This window comes from Nonomuraea sp. NPDC005730 (genome assembly GCF_040630865.1).
GTDB lineage: Bacteria > Actinomycetota > Actinomycetes > Streptosporangiales > Streptosporangiaceae > Nonomuraea.
Genome location: NZ_JBEXYK010000020.1, coordinates 1 through 17,163 on the forward strand (window position 1 = coordinate 1; position 17,163 = coordinate 17,163).

Consider the following 17,163-nt stretch of genomic DNA (forward strand, 5'->3'; position numbering starts at 1 on the left):
GGGGGTGCATTTCTACACGCGGGGCAAGGTCGTGACCTCGCGTTGGCTGGACCCGTCCCACGGCGGCGTGAACCTCGGCTTCCCCACGAACGGGTAACTCACGTCTGCGGCCGGGAGGGACCGGCGTCCCTCCCGGTCCCGTCCCCGGTAAGCTCCAGCGCAACGGACAAGGGGGGACATCGTGAGACGCCGTCGCATATCCGCCGTGGCGCTGGCCGCGGCGGCGCTGGTCGCCGGCACGGGAGCGGTGTCCACGGCTGCCGGGCAGGCGGCCCAGCCCGCCGCCAGGCCCAGCCCCAAGCCGACCAAGCCGACCCCGTCGGCCACGCCCTCGCCCACGGCCACCCAGAGCGACGGCACGCTGCAGATCCTCACCTACCGCGGCTACGCCGAGTACGGCGGCGTCAGCCCCAAGGCCAACTGGGTCGGCTCCTTCGAGAAGGAGACCGGCTGCCGCCTGGCCCGCGTGGACACCGTCCGCACCGCCGAGGAGATGGAGCGGGCCGTCGCGGCCGCCGAGCGCCCGTACGACCTGATCTCGGCGGGCCCGGCGCTGGCCGGCGACCTGATCACGCGCAAGCTGGTGCAGCCGATCGACCCGGCCAAGGTGAGCGGCTACGACGACCTCGACGAGCGTTTCCGCGACATGGTGAAGGTGTCCGGCAAGGTCTACGGCGTGCCGTTCCTGTGGGGGTACCACGAGTTCATCTACGACGCGGCCAGGGTCAAGGACGCGAGCATGAGCCAGGTGTTCGCCTCCGGCCGGGCCGCGCTCCGCGACAGCCCGCTGACCATCGCCGACGCCGCGCTGACCGACGCCACCGTCAAGGACCCGTACGAGCTGAGCCAGGAGCAGCTCGACCGGGCCATGGCGCTGCTCGGGCAGCAGAAGGAGCGCACCTACTGGCGGAAGCCGATCGACCTGATCAAGGGCTTCGCCACCGGGTCGCTGGATTACGCGCAGGCCACACCCTACTATCGCCTGCTGCTGCAGAAGGCCGGCAAACCGGTCCGGACGGTCGGCGCCAAGGCGGCCACCGGCTGGCTCGACTCCTGGATGCTCGGCGCCAACCTGCCCGACACCACCTGCGCCTATCGCTGGCTGACCTGGATGACCGCGGCCGACGCCCAGCGTGACGCCGCCGCCTGGGTGGGGCTCGCGCCGGCCAACGACAAGGCGTGCAAGGGCCGGGCCAAGTCGATCTGCGACCTCTACGGCGCCGACGACCCCAAGCGGCTCGACCGGATCGCCTTCGCCGTCCGGCCGCCGGGCGGTTGCCGCGGCGAGGACGGGGAATGCACTGATTATGCCGTCTGGGGGAAACGGTGGGCCGAACTCGCCGAGTAGGTGAGATCTCCGCCCCCGCTCGACCCCATCGCGGGCGCGCCTTCCCCCGGGTGCGCCTGCAGAGACGCCCCGGGCCTTCCCCCCTGTCCCGGGGCGTCTCGCCGTTTCCGGGGTGGAGAACGTCCTGGTTCCGGGGCGTCTCGCTGTTCCCGGGCTGAAGAACGTCCAGGTTCCGGAACTCTCCGGCGCCAAAATTCGACTGAATGACCAGTCAGTGAGTATGTTCTTCCCATGAGAATCCTTCTTGTCGGCGCCGGAGGCGTCGGCTCCGCCGTGGTGCCCATCGCCGCCCGCCGCCATTTCTACGAACACATCGTGGTGGCCGACTCCCAACAGAGCCGGGCGGCCCGCGCCGTCGCCGCCGTGGACGACCCCCGCTTCACCGCCATCCAGCTGGACGCCTCCGACCGGGCCCAGGTCACCGCGGCGCTCCGGGAGCACCGATGTGACGTGCTGTTCAACGCGGTCGATCCGCGCTTCACGATGCCGCTGTTCGAGGCCGCCCTGGAGGCCGGGGCCCACTACCTGGACATGGCGATGTCGTTGTCGAAGCCGCATCCGCGCGAGCCGTACCGCAAGCCGGGGGTGAAGCTGGGGGACCGGCAGTTCGAGCGCGACGGCGAGTGGCGCGGCGCGGGCCGGCTCGCGCTGGTCGGCATGGGCGTCGAGCCGGGGCTCGCGGACGTGTTCGCCCGCTACGCCGCCGACCACCTGTTCGACGAGATCGACGAGATCGGCATCAGGGACGGCGCCAACCTCGTCGTGGACGGCTACGACTTCGCGCCCACGTTCTCCATCTGGACCACGATCGAGGAGTGCCTGAACCCGCCCGTCGTCTGGGAGGACGGGCAGTGGCGCACCACCGAGCCGTTCAGCGAGCCCGAGGTGTTCGACTTCCCCGACGGGATCGGGCCCGTGGAGTGCGTGAACGTCGAGCACGAGGAGGTGCTGCTCGTCCCGAGGTGGATCCCGGCGCGGCGGGTGACGTTCAAGTACGGGCTCGGCGAGGAGTTCATCGGCGTGCTGAAGACGCTGCGCAAGCTGGGCCTGGACAGCGCCGACAAGATCAGGGTGGGCGGGGCGGAGGTGGCGCCGCGCGACATGGTCGCCGCGAGCCTGCCGGACCCGGCGACGCTGGGCGCCCGCATGCGCGGCAAGACCTGCGCGGGCACGTGGGTCAAGGGCACCGGCAAGGACGGCTCGCCGCGCGAGGTGTACCTGTACCACGTGGTGGACAACGAATGGTCGATGCGGGAGTACGGCTCCCAGGCCGTGGTGTGGCAGACGGCGATCCATCCGGTCGTCGCGCTGGAGCTGGTGGCGACCGGGGTGTGGAAGGGCGAGGGCGTGCTCGGCCCCGAGGCGTTCGACGCGGTGCCGTTCCTCGACCTGCTGCGCGAGTACGGCTCGCCGTGGGGCCTGCGCGAGGCGGCCGCGGCTTGACGGCCGCACCTTGACAGCCGCTGTTCGACAGCCGCGGCCTAACGGCCCGGGAAGGCCACCACGGTCGCCATGGGAGCGGGCAGGAGCGCCTCGGCGCATTCGGTGCAGGCGAGCACGGAGGAGTTGTCGGGCAGTTTGCCGACCCGGACCCGGGGGCGCGGCCACCTCTTGTGGCACACCACGCAGGCGTCGCCGTCGCGCTGGGCCGGAGTCAGGCCCTCAGGGTCGAACGTCAACATACTCCGTGCCGTTCTGGCGGGACCCCAGTTCATCACGCTCCCAGCTGCCATCGCCCCTCCGCATGTCCGGATCCGTTATAACCCTGACCGAGGCCGTGATCGTCTAGCTGAGCGTCAAGCCAGGGTGAATTCTCTACCCGAGTGACCTGCGTTACACACACAAAATCGGGCATCCAGCCGCAAGCTGGATGCCCGATTTTTCGGTCTTTGCTATAGAGCGGAGATGGCCTTCTCCAGGATCCCCAGGCCCTCCTCAAGCAGGTGCTCGGGCATGACCAGCGGGGGCAGGAAGCGCAGCACGTTGCCGTACGTGCCGGCGGTCAGGACCACCAGGCCCTCGGCGTGGCAGCGCTTGACGATCTCCTGGACGGCCGCCGGGTCCGGGTTCTTCGTGCCCGGCTCGACCAGCTCGATCGCGATCATCGCGCCGCGTCCGCGCACGTCGCCGATCATCGGGAACCGCTCCTGCAGCGACCGCAGGCGGGGGAGCATGATCTCGCCGATGCGGCGGGCCTTGGCGACCAGGTCCTCCGACTCGATCGTCTCCAGGACGCCGAGCGCGGCCTCGCAGGCCAGCGGGTTGCCGCCGTACGTGCCGCCCAGGCCGCCGACGTGCACGTGGTCCATCAGGTCGGCGCGGCCGGTCACGGCGGCCAGCGGCAGGCCGCCCGCGATGCCCTTGGCGGTGCAGATGATGTCGGGGACGACGCCCTCGTCCTCGCAGGCGAACAGGTCACCGGTGCGCGCGAAGCCGGTCTGGACCTCGTCGGCCACGAACACGATGCCGTTCGCCCGGCAGAACTCGGCGATCCGCGGCAGGAAGCCTCTGGCCGGGACGATGAAACCGCCCTCGCCGGCGATCGGCTCGATCACCACGGCGGCCACGTTCTCCGCACCGACCTGCTTGTTGATCTGGTCGATGGCCTGCGCGGCGGCCTCCTCCGCGCAGTCGTCCGCGCCCGTCGGCCAGCGGAACGGGTAGGCCAGCGGCACCCGGTACACCTCGGGCGCGTACGGGCCGAAGCCCTGCTTGTACGGCATGTTCTTGGCGGTCATGGTCATCGAGAGCAGCGTGCGGCCGTGGTAGCCGTGGTCGAACACCACGACGGCCTGCCTGCCGGTGGCGTGCCGGGCCACCTTGACGGCGTTCTCGACGGCCTCGGCGCCGGAGTTCACCAGGAAGGTGCGCTTCTCGTGGTCGCCGGGGGTCAGCTCGTTGAGCTTCTCGCAGACCTGCACGTACGACTCGTACGGGGTGACCATGAAACAGGTGTGGGTGAAGTCGGCCACCTGCTTCTGGACGCGCTCGACGACCTTCGGCGCGGAGTTGCCCACGTTGGTCACGGCGATGCCGGAGCCGAAGTCGATCAGAGAGTTCCCGTCGGCGTCCTGGAGGATGCCGCCGCCGGCGCGGGTGACGAAGACCGGCAGCGTGGTGCCGATGCCGGAGGGGACGGCGGCCTGCTTGCGGGCCAGCAGCTCCTGCGACTTGGGGCCTGGGATCGCGGTCACGACGCGCCGCTCCTGGGGAATGCTCATGGGCTCGACGCTACGTCGGGCTCCGACCTGGACCGATACGTCGATATGGCACACTGGGGGTGCTCGCCTTTGCCGGAATGGACAAACTCGTATGGCACCTTCGCTGCGCACCGTGGTGCGACGGATGAAGTTGCGTCAGCTGGCGGGCGCGGCGGCCTCCGGAGCGCTCGACGCGGAGGTGCGCTGGGTGGCGGTCAGCGAGCTGGAGGACCCGACGCCGTTCCTGGAGGGCGCGGAGCTGCTGCTGACGACGGGGATCCGCCTGGAAGGCGACTTCTCCGGATATGTCGCCCGGCTGGTGGGCCGCGAGGTGGCCGGGCTCGGCTTCGGCGTCGGGCTCTCCCACGAGCACGTCCCGGCCGCCCTGGTCGCGGCCGCCGACGAGGCGGGGCTGCCGCTGTTCGAGGTGCCGCGCGAGACGCCGTTCATCGCCATCGGCAAGGTGGTCAGCGAGCTGCTCGCGGCCGAGCAGTACGACGAGATCACCCGCGCCTTCGCCGCGCAGGGGCGGCTGACCCGGGCGGCGCTGCGGCCGGAGGGCATGCACGCGGTCATCGACCGGGTGGCCAAGGAGATCGGCGGCTGGGCCGCGCTGCTCGACGAGACGGGCGAGGTCCGGCACGCCACGCCGGGGGCCGACGTGCCGGTCGTGGTGGCCGAGCTGCGCCGGTTGCGCGCCGGCGGCCCGAGCAGAACCCGGCCCGACCGGATCGCCGGGGCGGAGCGCGCGCTCACGGGCGAGCCCGTCGCCACCGGGGCCCAGGCCGGCGAGCGGGCGCGCGGCGCCGTACCGGCGGGAGAACGGGCGCGCGGCGGGGCCCAGGCCGGTGAGCGGGCGCGCGGCGGGGGCCAGGGCGGTGAGCGGGTGCCGGCGAGTCTCGCGTTGTCCGGGCCCGACGAGCACGTCGTGATCCAGCCGCTCGGCGGCGGTCCACGGCCGCGCGGCTTCTTCGCGGTCGGCGCCCGCAGGCCCTTCTCGCCGGTGACCCACACGGTGATCAACGCCGCCGGCTCACTGCTCACGCTCGCCATGGAGCAGGGCAGGGCCCAGCGGGAGGCCGGCCGGCGGCTCCGCTCGGCCGTGCTGGAACTGCTGCTCGGCGGGGCGGTCGAGCAGGCGCGGGCGGTGGCCGGCACGCTCGGCGCGCGGCTGCCCGGCGAGCCGCTGGTGGTCCTGGCGGCGGGCGCGGGCGCCCTGGAGACGCTGGAGCCGCACGGCTTCACGGCGCTCCTCGACGACGGCGCCGGCGGTCACGGCGGTGGTCACGGCAGCGGTAACGGCGGCGGCAGGGGGAGCGGCGGTGGTTCTCAAGGCGGTGAGCAGGTGAGCGTCTGCCTGGTGTCCGAGGGGGCCGCGGAGAAGGCGGCGCGGGAGGTGGAGGGGCCGGCCGGGCTGAGCTCGCCCTGCCGCTACGACGGCCTGCGCGACGCGCTCGACCAGGCACGCCGCGCGCTGGCCCACAGCGACGGCGGCACGGTGCGGTTCGCCGACCTGGCCGGGCAGGGCCTGCTCGCACTGCTGGACACCGACGCCCTGCGCGCGTTCTCCGGCGCGCTGCTGGCCCCGCTCACCGCGTACGGCTCCCGCGCCGACCTGGTCGAGTCGCTGCGCGCCTACCTCGAGAGCAACGGCCACTGGGACGCCGCCGCCCAGCGGCTCGGCGTCCACCGGCACACGCTGCGCTACCGCATGCGCCGCGTCGCCGAACTCCTCGGCCGTGACCTCGACGACCCGGGCGTACGAGCCGAGCTGTGGCTCGCCCTGGAGGCCGGCCGCCGCCGCTGACTTGTGGGTGCCTCAGCGGCCGGGGGCCGACGGCAGGCTGTCCTTGTCCACCAGGTAGCAGCAGATCGTGGCCAGGGTGACCGCCTCGTACGTGCGGTCGTCCCGCAGGTGGCCGGCCCGTTCCAGGCTGATCGCGCCCTGCGCGGCGGCCCAGAGCGCGTCGGCGATCTTGCGCGGCTGGGTCGGCGTCACGTAGCCGGCGGAGATGCAGTCGGCGATCACCCGGTCGAGGATGTTCAGCGCCGCGCGGGCGAGCGTCCTGGCCCGCTCGCTGGGCTCGAAACCGGGGATGGCCTGCTCGAACATCAGGCTGTAGTAGCCGGGCTCGGACAGGCACGCCTGCCGGTAGGCGGGGCCGAGCGCGGTCAGGTACTCCAGCGGGTTGCGCCGCTGCGGGACCGCTTCGAGAAAGCGGCGGAAACGCTCGAAACCCTCCAGATAGAGCGCCTCGGCCAGGCCCTCCCGGTTGCCGAACATCGTGTAGATGACGGTCGTCGTGCAGCCGGCCTCGGCCGCGATCCTGCGCATGGTCAGACTGTCGGGACCCTCGCTCTGAAGCAGGTTCACCGCCACGTCGAGCAGTCGGGCACGGAGTTCGTCGTGGGTGGCGCGCTCGCCCAGCAGGTAGGCGCCCTGCAGGCCCAGCGGCGTCGAGGTCATGCGACCTCCCCAGCGACCAAGGAGCTCAGCGTCCTTGTGACCTCACGTTGCTCGGTCACGGGGCCCACGCCTTTCTGATCGGGGGCCCACCGCGCTGGAGACCCGCACCCGATGACTTAGCCATGGCGGAGATCGCTCAAACCACTCCGCATGGTAAACATCCCGAATTGGGTCTACTTCTGTTACATCATGGGTATACACCAGGGCTTGTACTTAACGGTGAGCGCTCGTGGGAGTCTTGTGCACCGTGGTGTAAATCCCCGGTCTCCCGCTTGGCATAACGTCATGGGTATGGACGTGCGTACCTTCTGGCTTGCCGGCCGGCCCGCCACCGGCGAAACCGATCTCACCGTGACCAACCCCCATGACGGTCGTGCGGTCGGCCGGTACTCCGTACCGACCGATGCTCAGGTCGAGGAGGCCGTCGCGGCCGCCCATGCGGTCTCGCGCGAGGCCGCCGCGCTGCCCGTGCACGTACGTGCCGAGGCCCTGGCGCACGTCTCACGCAGGCTGGCCGAGCGGGCCGACGAGATCGCCCACCTGATCACCGCCGAGAACGGCAAGCCGATCTTCTGGGCGCGCGGCGAGGTCAACCGCGCCATCTCCACGTTCCGCTTCGCCGCCGAGGAGGCCCGCCGCTGGTCCGGCCAGGTGCAGCGGCTCGACACCGAGCCGGCCGCCGCGGGGCGCCTCGCCTACGTCTCCCGCGTGCCCAAGGGCCCGGTGCTGGCGATCACCCCGTTCAACTTCCCGCTGAACCTGGTCGCCCACAAGGTCGCGCCCGCCATCGCCGTCGGCGCCCCGATCATCGTCAAGCCCGCGCCCGCCACGCCGCTGTCCTCGCTGATCCTCGGCGAGATCCTGGCCGAGACCGACCTGCCCGCGGGCATGTTCTCGGTGCTGCCGGTGCAGAACGAGCGCGCCGCCGCCCTGGTCGACGACCCCCGCCTGCCCGTGGTCTCCTTCACCGGCTCCGCGCCCGTCGGCTACGCCATCGCCGACCAGGTGCCGCGCAAGCACGTGACCCTGGAGCTGGGCGGCAACGCCGCGGCCGTCGTGCTGGCCGACGCCGACCTCGACTGGGCCGCGCAGCGCATCGCCCTGTTCGCCAACTACCAGGCCGGTCAGAGCTGCATCGCCGTCCAGCGGGTGATCGTCGAGCAGCCGGTCTACGACGCGTTCGTCGAGCGTCTGCTGCCGGCCGTCGGCGGGCTCGTCACGGGTGACCCGGCCGACGAGAAGACCCAGGTCGGGCCGCTGGTGTCGGAGGCCGCCGCCGAGCGTGTGGAGCAGTGGGTGCGCGAGGCGGTCGCCGCCGGCGCCCGCGTCCTGGCCGGCGGCACCCGCGAGGGCGCCACGGTCGCGCCGACCGTGCTGGCCGACGTCCCGCACGACGCCAAGGTGGCCTGCGAGGAGGTCTTCGGGCCGGTCATGATCCTCCAGCCGGCCGGGTCGATCGACGAGGCGTACGCCATGGTGAACGACTCCAGGTACGGCCTCCAGGCCGGCGTCTTCACCCGCTCCCTGGACGCCGCCTTCAAGGCCAACCGCGAGCTGGAGGTCGGCGGCGTGATCATCGGCGACGTGCCGTCGTACCGGGCCGACCAGATGCCGTACGGCGGCGTGAAGGACTCCGGCATCGGCCGCGAGGGCCTGCACTCGGCCATGGAGGACCTGACCTACGAGAAGGTCATGGTGCTCACCGGCCTGTCGCTGTAGCTCCCGGCCCGCCCCGCGCCTCCCCGGCGCGGGGCGGTCGCACGTCCTGCGCCGTCGTCAGGCGCGTTCGGCCGTGGCGTAGACCGTCTTGGCGGCCTGGCCGAAGTACGGGCCGTACATGGTGTGCTGGTCGTCGCTGTACTTGAAGCTGCTCAGCGAGGTGACCGTGCCGCGGCCGGTCATCGGGTCGAAGCCGGACAGCCAGGGGCCGCCGCTCGACCCGGCGGTCATGGCGCAGCCGAGCCCCTGGTCGTGCGTCTGCCTGTAGGGGTCGTCGCGCAGCCGCCCGGCGCAGTAGACGAGCTGGTCGCCGTCGTAGGGCGGGTCTGCCGGATAGCCGAAGCCGTAGGTCTGGCCGCCGCGCCTGATGTCGAAGGCGATGTCCTGGGTGCCCACCACGTCGGCGACGTGCCGCCCGCCCGAGGTGGCCAGGGCGACCATGCCGACGTCGTGGTTGTCGTCGCCGGAGCGCGACCAGGGGGCGGAGACGAACATGCGGCGGGCCGCGTACTGGCCGTAGGGCTGCTCGCCGCCCCTGCCGTAGCCGGGGACGAACGTCCAGTTCTCGGCCCATTCGCCGGCGCCGTCCTTGACGCAGTGGCCGGCGGTGACGACGAGGTCTTTGCTGGCGCTGGTGACCGTGCTGGCCGAGCAGACGAAGTCGGCGCCCGCCAGGGTCAGGAACACCCGCCCGGTGGTCCTGGTCACGGCTCCGCCGGTGCTCCAGCGCGCGCCGATCGTGCTGGCCTGGGGCCTGGACGACGCCTGGTGCCGGCGGCCGACGTTGATCTCGGTACGGCCGCCGGACACGCCGGGCTTCGCCTGCACCCCGCCGCGGCCGGTCAGGCCGCTGAGCAGGCCGTCGCCGTCGGTCACGGAGTCGAGCAGACCGATGGGCAGGGCCGCCGCCATGCGTTGCGGGGTCCAGTAGCCGAGCACGCGGCGCTGCTCGGCGTCGCTCCGGGCGGCCTCGTGCTCGACCACCAGGCTCCGCCGGGCCGCGGCGTGCTCGACGGCGGGACGATCGACCAGGTGCTGGCCGGGGACCGCGCCGAGGATCGCCGGTCCCGTCAGCCCCGCGATCAGCGGGGCGGCCGCAAGCAGGGAGGTGCTCAGGGTCATGGCCCCCGAGTGTGCACCACGAGGTGTGTTCTTGCGGCTACTTTCCGTAAATTGATCAGAGTGCGCCGGTGCTTTGCGCCGCCTGGTAGACGGCCTGTGCTTCGTTTCCGAGATACGGGCCGAACATCCAGGTGGGGGTGAAGTTGTATGTGAAGCTGTTGACCGAGTTCTGCGTGCCGAGACCGGTCGACTCGTCGAAATTCAGCATCCACGGGCCGCCGCTCGCGCCGCCGGTCATGTCGCAGGTCAGGCCGAGGTCGTCGGAGGGCAGGAAGTCGTCGAACGTGCGGCCGCTGCAGTAGATGAGCTTCGAGCCGTCGTAGGGGGCCGCGGCCGGGTGGCCGAAGGAGTACATCTGCCGGCCGCGCCGCTGGTTGAAGGCCACGCCCTGGCCGCCGACGACGTCCACCAGGCTCTTGCCGTCCACCTGGGCCACCACGGCGGCGGCCACGTCGAAGTCGACGTCCTCGCCGGCGTTCCACTGGGGGGTGGTCAGCAGCCTGGCGGCCGGCCAGGTGCCGAAGGGGCGCTGGCCGGCGGCGTAGCCGGGCACGAACACCCAGTTCGTGTGGAAGGCGCCGCCGAGCTTGACGCAGTGGCCGGCGGTCAGCACCACGCTCTTGTTCGCGCTGGTCACCGACGAGCCCGAGCACGAGGCGCTGCGTCCCTGGTAGGTGAAGAAGACCCGGCCGGTGGTCCGCACGACGGCGCCGCCGCCGCTCCAGGGGGCGCCGTAGCTGTTCGCCGACCGGAGCTGCCGTCCGCCGTCCCGGCCGCCGGTGGGCGGCGCCTGGCTGGGCGGGACGGGGTGCCGCGCCGGCCTGCGCCGCGGTGCCGGGGAGCAGGGCGACGCTCCCGGCGGCGAGGGTGAGGACGGAGAGCAGGGCAAACCTGCGGTGCATTACGTAACCTCCCGAAACCGGAGCTGGGGCTTGGAAGGTAGCCACCCAATAATCGGGATTTCTCAAGATATGCGCATCCCGATATGGCGATATTTGGACATAACTGGTCTGGGTTATCGCCTGTCGCTCGGGAGCCGGGATCGTGGCTGTCGGCCCCTCACGTGCCCGTCCGCGTCCGGCAGCGGGGACAATGGACAGGTGCATGCAGAGACCCTCCGCTCCGTCGTCGTGCTCGGCTCCACCGGCTCGGTCGGCACCCAGGCCCTCGATGTCATCGCCGCCGACCCCGCCGGGTTCAGGGTCGCCGGGCTCGCGGCTGGGGGCGGCAGGGTCGAGGAGCTGGCCGCGCAGGCGGCCGCGTTCGGCGTCGAGGTCGTGGCGGTGGCCGACGCCGCCGCCGTCCCGGCGCTGAAGGAGGCGCTGGCCGCGCGCGGGGCGTCCCCCGTCGTGCTGGGCGGCCACGAGGGCGTCGCGGAGGTCGCGGGCTGGCGGTGCGACACCGTGCTCAACGGCATCACCGGCGCGCTGGGCCTGACGTCCACGCTGGTCGCGCTGGAGGCCGGCCGCACGCTCGCGCTGGCCAACAAGGAGTCCCTGATCATCGGCGGGCCGCTGGTCAAGCGGCTGGCCGCGCCGGGGCAGATCCTCCCGGTCGACTCCGAGCACTCGGCGGTGCAGCAGTGCCTGTGGGCGTCCGGTCCGGGCGGCCACGACCCCGCCGCCGTCAAGCAGCTCGTCATCACCGCCAGCGGCGGCCCGTTCAGGGGCATGAAGCGCGAGGAGATGGCCGACGTCACCCCCGAGATGGCGCTGGCCCACCCCACCTGGTCCATGGGCCCGGTGATCACCATCAACTCCGCCACCCTGGTCAACAAGGGGCTGGAGGTCATCGAGGCCCATCTGCTGTTCGACATCGGCTTCGACCGCATCGAGGTCGTGGTCCACCCGCAGTCGGTGATCCACTCCATGGTCGAGTACGTCGACGGCTCCACCATCGCCCAGGCCAGCCCGCCCGACATGCGCCTGCCGATCGCGCTCGCGCTGGCCCACCCGGCCCGCGTGCCCGGCGCCGCCCGGCCCGTCGACTGGACCAGGGCCCACACCTGGACCTTCGAGCCGCTCGACGACGCGGCCTTCCCGGCCGTCGCGCTGGCCAGGCACGTCGGCGCCGAGGGCGGCACCGCGCCCGCCGTCTACAACGCCGCCAACGAGGTCTGCGTCGAGGCGTTCACCAGGGGCGGGCTGCGTTTCCCCGCGATCGTCGACACGGTCGCCAAGGTCGTCGAGGAACACCGCGTCACCCCGGCCTCCAGCGTGGAGGAGGTACTGGCCGCCGACGCCTGGGCCCGGGCGCGTGCGGCCGAACTCACAGCCGGGCAGTCCTTCTAGCTACCTAGACTGGGTAGCGTCGTCACACCTAAGGGTAGAAATGTCTTCTGTAGCACTTGGCATCCCGACGGTCCGCCCCAAGCCGCTCGCCGAACGCCGGCACTCCCGCCAGATCATGGTCGGCAGCGTTCCCGTGGGCGGCGACGCGCCCGTCTCCGTCCAGTCGATGACGACGACGGTCACCGCCGACGTCAACGCCACGTTGCAGCAGATCGCCGAGCTGACGGCGTCCGGCTGCCAGATCGTGCGCGTGGCCGTCCCGTCGCAGGACGACGCGGACGCGCTGCCGATCATCGCGAAGAAGTCCCAGATCCCGGTCATCGCCGACATCCACTTCCAGCCGAAGTACGTGTTCGCGGCCATCGAGGCGGGCTGTGCGGCGGTCCGCGTCAACCCGGGGAACATCAAGAAGTTCGATGACAAGGTGGGCGAGATCGCCAGGGCGGCCGCCGACCACGGCGTGCCGATCAGGATCGGCGTCAACGCCGGTTCGCTCGACCCCCGCCTGCTCCAGAAGTACGGCAAGGCCACGCCCGAGGCGCTGGTCGAGTCCGCCCTGTGGGAGTGCTCGCTGTTCGAGGAGCACGGCTTCAGGGACATCAAGATCTCGGTCAAGCACAACGACCCGGTCGTCATGATCAACGCCTACCGGCTGCTCGCCGCCAAGTGCGACTACCCGCTGCACCTCGGCGTCACCGAGGCCGGCCCCGCCTTCCAGGGCACCATCAAGTCCGCCGTGGCGTTCGGCGCGCTGCTGGCCGAGGGCATCGGCGACACCATCCGCGTCTCGCTGTCCGCGCCTCCCGTCGAGGAGGTCAAGGTCGGCGCCCAGATCCTGGAGTCGCTGGGGCTGCGCGAGCGGGGGCTGGAGATCGTCTCCTGCCCGTCGTGCGGCCGGGCCCAGGTCGACGTCTACACGCTGGCCGAGCAGGTCCAGGCGGGCCTGGAGGGGCTCAAGGTCCCGCTGCGGGTGGCCGTCATGGGCTGCGTGGTCAACGGCCCCGGCGAGGCGCGCGAGGCCGACCTCGGCGTCGCCTCCGGCAACGGCAAGGGCCAGATCTTCGTCAAGGGCGAGGTCATCAAGACCGTGCCCGAGTCGCAGATCGTCGAGACCCTGATCGAGGAGGCCCTGCGGCTGGCCGAGGAGATGGGCGTCGAGGTCGACCTCGACGACGACGCCGTCTCCGGCCCCCAGGTGACCGTGGGCTGAGCGCCTCCGGGGGCCGGTGACCCGGTGCAATGGCCCCATTACAAACTGGCAAGCCTTTCCCCATACCCAGCGTCATGACCCCGTCGCCCGCGGGAGCATCACAGGGCCATGACGAGGGGGAGGGGCTGGGTGAAGCGCGTATTCAGTGTTGCCGTCGGCATCGCGGTGCTGGTCGCCGGGGTTGTCAGCGCGGACGGTGTGGCGTCGGCCGGCAGAGGCGCGGCTCGGGGGGCGCAGCAGGTGGTCTGGGGGGCGTGCCCGGCGAAGGAGGGCAAGACGGTCCGGGCCGACCTGGAGTGCGCCTCCGTGCGCGTGCCGCTCGACTACCGCGACCCCTGGGGCCAGTCGATCAAGCTGGCGATCAACCGCATCAAGGCCAAGGTGTCCAGGGACGGCAACCATCTCGGCACCCTGCTGATCAACCCGGGTGGCCCGGGAGCCTCGGGCCGTGACCTGACCGAGTTCGTCTCGAACGGGCTGCCGAACAGGCTGGGCGAGCGCTACGACGTCGTCGGGTTCGACCCGCGCGGGGTCGGCGGGAGCGAGCCGTCGCTCCACTGCGTGGACCCCGACACCTACTACCGGGCGCCGCGGCCCGACGCGGTGCCGCACACCGCCGGCGATGAGAGCAAGCTCCTGGCCAGGGCCGGCGAGTACGCCACCCGCTGCGGCGACCTCTGGGCCTGGGTGTTGCCGTACCTGACGACCGAGAACTCGGCCAGGGACATGGACACGATCAGGGCGGCGCTGGGCGAGGAGAAGATCAGTTACCTGGGCTACTCGTACGGCACCTACCTCGGGGCCGTCTACGCGACCCTGTTCCCGCAGCGGGTCAGGCGGCTGGTCATGGACAGCACGGTCAACCCCGAGGGCGTCTGGTACCGGTCGAACCTGGGCCAGGACGTCGCCTTCGAACGCCGCCACCGCGCCTTCCTCGCCTGGACGGCCCGGCACAACGACGTCTACCGGCTGGGCGGCACGCTGAAGCAGACCTCGTTCGCCTACTACGCGATGCGCGACCGGCTGCGCACCCGCCCGGCCGGCGGCGTGGTGGGGCCGAGCGAGCTGGACGACACCTTCACCCTCGGCGGGTACACCGACCGGGTGTGGCCGGAGTTCGCCCGCGCCTGGTCCGCCTACGTGCGCAAGGGCGACGTGCAGCCGCTGGTGGAGGCGTACAACCGGCGCGGCAAGAACGACGCCGAGGACGAGAACGGCTACGCCGTCTATCTCGGCGTCCAGTGCCGCGACGCCGCGTGGCCGCGCGACTGGGCCAAGTGGCGCACCGACATGACCCGGCTCCACCACAGGGCGCCGTTCCTGACCTGGCCGAACGCCTGGTTCAACGCGCCGTGCGCGTTCTGGCCGGTCAAGGGCGGCACGCCGGTCGAGGTGCACGCCTCACCGAAGCTGCCGCCGGTGTTGTTCCTGCAGTCGCGCGACGACGCCGCGACGCCGTACCGGGGCGCGCTGGCCATGCACCGGCGTTTCCCGCGCAGCGGCATGGTGATCGACGAGGGCGGCAACCACGGCGTGTCGCTGGCCGGCAACCGGTGCGTGGACGGCCACCTCGCGGCGTACCTGGCCGACGGCACGCTGCCGGCCCGGACGGTGTCCTGCGCGGCCCTGCCGGACCCGGCCCCGGCCGCCCACATGGCCGCGGGAGGCGCGCAGGGTCACGATCGGCTCACCGACGTGCTGTCCCGGTGAGCTATTCGGGGGACGTTCGCGTAGTCTGACCATGTGATGCTGCGTACATCGGCGTCGCGCGTGCTCGACGACAGCGACCGGGACGAGGTTCTCGCCCTGCTTGACTGCGATCCGGTCGCCAACGTCTTCGTCTCCTCCCGGGTGCGGGCCGTCGGACTCAATCCGGCACGCCTCGGGGGGCAGATGTGGGGGTTCGGGCCGCGCGGCGGGCTCGTGTCGCTCTGTTACGCCGGCGCGAACATGGTGCCGGTCAACGCCGGCCCCGAGGCCGTGCACGCGTTCGCCGACCGTGCCCGCAAGCAGGGGCGCAGGTGCTCGTCCATCGTGGGCCCCGTCGAGGCGGTGTCCCTGCTGTGGGAGCGGCTGGAGCCGCACTGGGGCAGGGCGCGGGCCATCCGGTGGGCGCAGCCGGTGATGGCGACCTCCAGCAAGGCCCCCGTGCCCGCCGATCCGCTGGTGCGCCGGGTGCGGCCCGAGGAGTTCGACATCGTGCTGCCGGCGTGCGTGGCGATGTTCACCGAGGAGGTGGGCGTCTCGCCCAACCTCGGCGACGGCGGCGCGCTCTACCGCACCCGGGTCGCCGAGCTGATCCGCATCGGCCGCTCCTACGCGCGCATCGACGACGGCCGGGTGGTGTTCAAGGCGGAGGTGGGCGCGGTCACGCCGCACGCCTGCCAGATCCAGGGCGTGTGGGTGGCCCCCGACCAGCGCGGCAAGGGCCACGCGGCGGCAGGCATGGCGGCGGTCGTGGAGGCGGCGCTGAGCTGCTTCGCCCCCGTCGTGTCGCTCTACGTCAACGACTTCAACCACTCGGCGCGGGCCGTCTACCGCAAGGTGGGGTTCCGCGAGGTGGACACCTTCATGTCGGTGTTGTTCTGAGGGTGGGCGGCTAGAGTCGCACCAGCTTGTCGAAGAGGCGGGCCAGCTCGATGGCGGGGTCGGCGGTGAGGCCCGCGTGCACCGGCCCGGTCTGGACGATCGTGCTGCGCGGCGCGGTCAGCCAGCGGAACCGGCCGCCCAGCGGCTCGCCCGCGAGGGGGCCCGGCCGGTCGCCGCAGGCCCGCTCGTAGGCGCTGAGCGCGTGGCGCACGCCGTCGAGGTCGGCGCCGGGGTCGAGGGCTCGCAGGCGGGCCGGGTCGAGGTGCACGCGCGCGCACAGGTAGTCGCGCGGCTGGCAGTAGAGCAGCACGCCGGCGTTGATCAGCTCGCCGCGCTCGATCTTCGGCATGACGCGGATCACCGCGTACTCGTAGACGTCTCTGGTCACCGGCTGCCTCCCCGCCAGAACTCGCCGACCGAGCCGGGCCCGGACGCCCTGCGTTCCTTGTCGGGGCCGCGCAGCAGCCACTCGCGCGGCCCGTGCGCCCGGCTCAGCAGATGGTCGATGTAGGCCTCCCGCACGGCCTGGGCGGAGTCGAAACCCGGCTCGCCGTCGAGCCATTCGTCGGGCACCAGGGCCGTCACCTCGCCGAGCAGCTCGCGGGTGATCCGGCCGGCCAGGTGGTCGCCGGCGGCGAGCACGTCGGCCGCGAACGGCGCGAGCACGTGGTCGCCGGTGTCGAAGGCGCGCTGCGGGTCGGCCGTGCGCCAGTTGTGGTGGAACCACAGGGCCGCGCCGTGGTCGATGAGCCAGGTGTCGCGGTGCCAGACCAGGAGGTTGGGGTTGCGCCAGCTCCGGTCGATGTTGTGGATCAGCCCGTCGAACCAGACGACCCTGGAGGCGAACACCGGGTCGGGGATCCAGCCCAGCGGGTCGAACCCGAGCGCGCCGGGCAGGAAGTCGACCGCCAGGTTGAGGCCGGTGCTGGCCTTGAGCAGGTCCTGGACCTCCTCGTCGGGCTCGCGGACGCCGAGCTGCGGGTCGAGGTCGATGAGCTTGAGCTCGGGAGTGCGCAGCCCCAGGCGGCGGCCCAGCTCGGCGGCGATGATCTCCGCGACGAGCACCCGCCGGCCCTGCCCCGCCTCGCGGAACTTCACCACGTACGTGCCGAGGTCGTCGGCCTCGACGACGCCCGGCAGCGACCCGCCCTCCCGCAGCGGGGTCACATATCGGGTGGCTGCGATCTTTTCCAGCACGGGACGAGGCTATCGCCCCC

Annotated in this window: 15 protein-coding genes; 8 read left to right on the plus strand and 7 right to left on the minus strand. The window is 72.0% G+C overall.

What is annotated here, in order from left to right:
- Window positions 1–181: 181 nt before the first annotated feature.
- A complete protein-coding gene (locus ABZ444_RS23355) occupies window positions 182–1,348 on the plus strand; it encodes an extracellular solute-binding protein (RefSeq protein ID WP_358000396.1) in 1,167 nt (388 codons plus the stop codon).
- Between the two features lie 231 nt (window positions 1,349–1,579).
- On the plus strand, window positions 1,580–2,791 hold the full coding sequence (locus ABZ444_RS23360; RefSeq protein ID WP_358000399.1) for a saccharopine dehydrogenase C-terminal domain-containing protein: 1,212 nt from the start codon (window positions 1,580–1,582) through the stop codon (window positions 2,789–2,791).
- Window positions 2,792–2,829: 38 nt separating this feature from the next.
- Here the strand turns inward: ABZ444_RS23360 and ABZ444_RS23365 are convergent, their stop codons facing one another.
- On the minus strand, window positions 2,830–3,030 hold the full coding sequence (locus ABZ444_RS23365; protein ID WP_352362958.1) for a hypothetical protein: 201 nt from the start codon (window positions 3,028–3,030) through the stop codon (window positions 2,830–2,832).
- 210 nt (window positions 3,031–3,240) lie between these two features.
- Complete coding sequence (gabT, locus tag ABZ444_RS23370; RefSeq protein WP_358000402.1) at window positions 3,241–4,569, minus strand: 4-aminobutyrate--2-oxoglutarate transaminase; 1,329 nt, start codon at window positions 4,567–4,569, stop codon at window positions 3,241–3,243.
- 124 nt (window positions 4,570–4,693) lie between these two features.
- Between gabT and ABZ444_RS23375 the strand changes: the two genes are divergently transcribed.
- Window positions 4,694–6,355: a PucR family transcriptional regulator gene (locus ABZ444_RS23375; RefSeq protein ID WP_358000405.1), complete on the plus strand. Its 1,662-nt coding sequence runs from the start codon at window positions 4,694–4,696 to the stop codon at window positions 6,353–6,355.
- Between the two features lie 12 nt (window positions 6,356–6,367).
- Here the strand turns inward: ABZ444_RS23375 and ABZ444_RS23380 are convergent, their stop codons facing one another.
- Window positions 6,368–7,015 (minus strand): TetR/AcrR family transcriptional regulator, encoded by a 648-nt coding sequence (locus tag ABZ444_RS23380; protein WP_358000408.1) that lies wholly within the window; start codon window positions 7,013–7,015, stop codon window positions 6,368–6,370.
- Window positions 7,016–7,306: 291 nt separating this feature from the next.
- Here ABZ444_RS23380 and ABZ444_RS23385 point away from each other — a divergent pair, with 291 nt between their 5' ends.
- Entirely contained in the window at window positions 7,307–8,734 is a 1,428-nt protein-coding gene (locus ABZ444_RS23385) for an aldehyde dehydrogenase family protein (protein ID WP_358000411.1), read from the plus strand.
- 57 nt (window positions 8,735–8,791) lie between these two features.
- On the opposite strand, the gene ABZ444_RS23390 is transcribed toward ABZ444_RS23385, so the two are convergent.
- Window positions 8,792–9,856: a trypsin-like serine protease gene (locus tag ABZ444_RS23390; protein WP_358000414.1), complete on the minus strand. Its 1,065-nt coding sequence runs from the start codon at window positions 9,854–9,856 to the stop codon at window positions 8,792–8,794.
- A 55-nt stretch (window positions 9,857–9,911) separates the two neighbouring features.
- Window positions 9,912–10,745 (minus strand): peptidase, encoded by an 834-nt coding sequence (locus ABZ444_RS23395; RefSeq protein WP_358000417.1) that lies wholly within the window; start codon window positions 10,743–10,745, stop codon window positions 9,912–9,914.
- Window positions 10,746–10,956: 211 nt separating this feature from the next.
- Between ABZ444_RS23395 and dxr the strand changes: the two genes are divergently transcribed.
- From dxr to ABZ444_RS23415, 4 genes are all read left to right on the plus strand, one after another.
- Window positions 10,957–12,147, plus strand: a complete 1,191-nt coding sequence (dxr, locus tag ABZ444_RS23400) for a 1-deoxy-D-xylulose-5-phosphate reductoisomerase (RefSeq protein WP_358000420.1) — start codon at window positions 10,957–10,959, stop codon at window positions 12,145–12,147.
- A 40-nt stretch (window positions 12,148–12,187) separates the two neighbouring features.
- Entirely contained in the window at window positions 12,188–13,357 is a 1,170-nt protein-coding gene (ispG, locus tag ABZ444_RS23405; RefSeq protein ID WP_358000423.1) for a flavodoxin-dependent (E)-4-hydroxy-3-methylbut-2-enyl-diphosphate synthase, read from the plus strand.
- Between the two features lie 129 nt (window positions 13,358–13,486).
- Complete coding sequence (locus ABZ444_RS23410; protein WP_358000426.1) at window positions 13,487–15,067, plus strand: alpha/beta hydrolase; 1,581 nt, start codon at window positions 13,487–13,489, stop codon at window positions 15,065–15,067.
- A gap of 36 nt (window positions 15,068–15,103) precedes the next feature.
- The gene (locus tag ABZ444_RS23415; protein ID WP_358000730.1) at window positions 15,104–15,946 is read left to right on the plus strand and encodes a GNAT family N-acetyltransferase; all 843 of its coding nucleotides are present in this window, start codon (window positions 15,104–15,106) and stop codon (window positions 15,944–15,946) included.
- Between the two features lie 10 nt (window positions 15,947–15,956).
- Here the strand turns inward: ABZ444_RS23415 and ABZ444_RS23420 are convergent, their stop codons facing one another.
- The gene (locus ABZ444_RS23420) at window positions 15,957–16,334 is read right to left on the minus strand and encodes a DUF3037 domain-containing protein (protein ID WP_358000429.1); all 378 of its coding nucleotides are present in this window, start codon (window positions 16,332–16,334) and stop codon (window positions 15,957–15,959) included.
- Window positions 16,331–17,143 (minus strand): HipA family kinase, encoded by an 813-nt coding sequence (locus ABZ444_RS23425; RefSeq protein ID WP_358000432.1) that lies wholly within the window; start codon window positions 17,141–17,143, stop codon window positions 16,331–16,333. The genes ABZ444_RS23420 and ABZ444_RS23425 overlap by 4 nt, the downstream gene beginning before the upstream one ends.
- Window positions 17,144–17,163: the final 20 nt, after the last annotated feature.

Excerpts from the sequence above, each read along its gene's own strand:
- ABZ444_RS23360 (WP_358000399.1), top strand. The coding sequence starts at position 1,580 with ATGAGAATCCTTCTTGTCGGCGCCGGAGGCGTCGGCTCCGCCGTGGTG.
- ABZ444_RS23365 (WP_352362958.1), bottom strand. The coding sequence starts at position 3,030 with ATGTTGACGTTCGACCCTGAGGGCCTGACTCCGGCCCAGCGCGACGGC.
- gabT (WP_358000402.1), bottom strand. The coding sequence starts at position 4,569 with ATGAGCATTCCCCAGGAGCGGCGCGTCGTGACCGCGATCCCAGGCCCC.
- ABZ444_RS23375 (WP_358000405.1), top strand. The coding sequence starts at position 4,694 with ATGAAGTTGCGTCAGCTGGCGGGCGCGGCGGCCTCCGGAGCGCTCGAC.
- ABZ444_RS23380 (WP_358000408.1), bottom strand. The coding sequence starts at position 7,015 with ATGACCTCGACGCCGCTGGGCCTGCAGGGCGCCTACCTGCTGGGCGAG.
- ABZ444_RS23385 (WP_358000411.1), top strand. The coding sequence starts at position 7,307 with ATGGACGTGCGTACCTTCTGGCTTGCCGGCCGGCCCGCCACCGGCGAA.
- ABZ444_RS23390 (WP_358000414.1), bottom strand. The coding sequence starts at position 9,856 with ATGACCCTGAGCACCTCCCTGCTTGCGGCCGCCCCGCTGATCGCGGGG.
- ispG (WP_358000423.1), top strand. The coding sequence starts at position 12,188 with ATGTCTTCTGTAGCACTTGGCATCCCGACGGTCCGCCCCAAGCCGCTC.
- ABZ444_RS23415 (WP_358000730.1), top strand. The coding sequence starts at position 15,104 with ATGCTGCGTACATCGGCGTCGCGCGTGCTCGACGACAGCGACCGGGAC.